We start from the raw sequence: 1,338 nt of genomic DNA, 5'->3' as shown, positions 1-1,338 counted from the left end.
CCACCAATAGTCTGCGACACCTAGAGAGGCCCCCAAGACATCCAGGATGTCATTGGTGTCTTGGGACCTCGTATGGTGAGATATTGCCTAGGTCAGCTCACCTACCACGAGCGACGCCCACGCAGCGAGAGCCAACCAAACACTGGCGAACATCCCTTGTCGGAGCCCACCCAGGCCCCGGCACTTCACCCAGCCCACAATATGCACCCGATGCCACATATCGGTCGTAGCTTGTGGCACTGGTGTTAAGAACAACCGTTCCTTGGGAAGCGACAAGGCTTTGTGCCTGACTACAAGACATCGCAGTGGTCAGCGAACGGCCTTGCGCCAATGCGCCAGAGCTGATGCTGATGAGGCCGATGGCAGCACACACCAGTTTCATATGGTTCATAAACATCTCCATGGATCAGACAGGGCACAAGGTGCCGCAATCTGACTATGGATGCTGTGAAATGCCTCACACCCGCGCACCTTGGGTGATCTCAGCATGACGGCAATACATGAAGTCACCCAAGACATTCAGGATACGATTGGAGATGAGGAAGCCGCACGGTCGGGATGAGTTATGGCGGAGCAATGTCTTGACAAGGTGGTCGTGGAATAGGCGGCACGCAGCTCTCAAGCCCTTAACCTCTCGAAGGCCTTGCCCGTTGCCGACAACGATAGCCAATGGGGCACTGAGGGGTATCGGCTGTTGGAACCCAAACAGGCTCTAAGGTCTCATCCAACGCACATTGACCATTTCCTCCTACATAACGGTCGTAGGTTGTGGGGCCAGGATTGAGGACGATAGCCCCTTGGGCGGCAACCAATTCTCGTGCCCGACCACAGACCATCCGCAAAGTCAAAGGGTGGCTCCGGGCCAGCGTGCCAGAGGCCATGCCCATGAAGACGATAGCAGCACACGTCGACTTCAGGTGTTCCATTGCCGCCTCCAGAGGGGGCACGTTGGAGCAAGGCGCCTGTCAGGATGCGATCAGGTCAGGAGCGACAGCACGGTCGCACAGACATTCATGACCACCACGGTTGCAGCCAGATACTCGGCAACAGGTGGACAGGGCTCAAGGTCAATGTCTGCCTGATTAGGTAGGGCCTCGTTGGAAAGCTTTCTGCCTCTCATGGTCATTGTCCATCACTCCAGTCAGGGATGAGGCGCTCACGACCCAGACAGGATGGCACTGAGCGGCCAGGTCGGCCGTGCTTTCCCGCACCTTGGGGTACAGGATAGTTGTCTCTTAACAGTCTGAAAGACTTGGTGAATTGACCCATCTAAGTGCTGGGATGACACTGACGATGGGCTGGGAAGTTCATTGGTCCTCCCTGAAACTCAGGCTCCCT

1 protein-coding gene is annotated in these 1,338 nt (G+C 56.4%); it reads right to left on the bottom strand.

What is annotated here, in order from left to right:
• Positions 1-976: 976 nt before the first annotated feature.
• Complete coding sequence (locus ACS5Q1_RS47935; RefSeq protein ID WP_473104789.1) at positions 977-1,120, bottom strand: hypothetical protein; 144 nt, start codon at positions 1,118-1,120, stop codon at positions 977-979.
• Positions 1,121-1,338: the final 218 nt, after the last annotated feature.

This window comes from Microvirga sp. GN3 (genome assembly GCF_055792825.1).
The sequence above is the reverse complement of the archived record's forward strand: the minus strand, read 5'-3'. Positions and strand labels throughout refer to the sequence as shown.